At 74.2% G+C, this 1059-nt stretch carries 2 protein-coding genes; both read left to right on the top strand.

The window, feature by feature from the left end:
• On the top strand, positions 1-414 hold a 414-nt coding region (locus D7231_RS35700; RefSeq protein WP_277875680.1), incomplete at its 5' end, for a lipid II flippase MurJ.
• A 161-nt stretch (positions 415-575) separates the two neighbouring features.
• A partial coding sequence (locus D7231_RS35695; RefSeq protein WP_479685696.1) for a protein kinase family protein occupies positions 576-1059 on the top strand: 484 nt, incomplete at its 3' end.

Genomic DNA, 1059 nt, shown 5'->3' with positions numbered 1-1059 from the left:
AACACCGTCTTCGTCTCGCTCGCGTGGATCGTGCTCTCGGCCGCGGGCTTCCTGGTCCTGCCCGACCGGTGGGTCGTCGCGGGCATCGGCTTCAGCTACGGCCTGGCCTACGCCCTGGGCGTCGGGCTCGCCTGGCGCCGCCTGCGCCGCCGGCTGCGGGCCGACCTGGACGGCCCCCGGATCGTGCGCACCTACATCCGGCTGGCCGGGGCGAGCGTTCCCGCCGCGCTGCTCGGCGGCGCCGTCGGCTTCGCCCTCCTCGGGGCGCTGGGCGAGGGCCTCCTGGGCTCCCTGGCCGCGCTCACCGCGGGCGGCGTGCTCCTCCTGGGGGTCTTCTACGTCGCGGCCCGCCGGATGCGGATCGAGGAACTCACCACCCTGGTCGGCATGGTCCGCTCCCGCCTGGGCCGCTGATCCGGGATTCCCCCGGGAGAAGCGCACCGGGGACACCCCGGCGCCATGCGCCGTACAACCTCGGGCCGTACTCACATGTCGTGCAGGGTGACGGAGTACCGGCACAATGAGTCTGGCAGTGTCAGTATCCGGCAGCCAAGATCGGGGAGGCGGGAACCACGGTGGCGGAACGGAGCACGGCGACGAGCTCTGAGCAGCGTCCGGCGAGCGCGCAGCACGCCACGGGGGACGGGAGCGCCGAGCCGCGGACCGACGAGGCCCCCGAGGCCTCCGAGGCCCCCTCCGCCGCCGAGCTGCACAGCGGCCACCGGCTGGGCAAGCGGTACCGGCTGGAGGAGTGCATCACCCGGCTGGACGGCTTCAGCAGCTGGCGTGCGATGGACGAGAAGCTGCGCCGCGCCGTCGGCATCCACGTCCTGCCGGCCGGCCACGAGCGCGCCCCCGCGGTGCTCGCCGCGGCCCGCTCCACGGCCCTGCTGGGCGACCTCCGCTTCGTGCAGGTCCTCGACGCGGTCGAGGAGAACGACCTGGTGCACGTCATCCAGGAGTGGCTGCCCGACGCCGTCCCGCTGAGCACCGTCCTGCACACCGGCCCCCTCGACGCCCACGAGGCCTACGCCCTCGTCAGCCAGGTCTCCTCGGCGA

Source organism: Streptomyces klenkii, assembly GCF_003626645.1.
GTDB lineage: Bacteria > Actinomycetota > Actinomycetes > Streptomycetales > Streptomycetaceae > Streptomyces > Streptomyces klenkii.
This window is presented reverse-complemented; position numbering and strand designations above follow the sequence as displayed.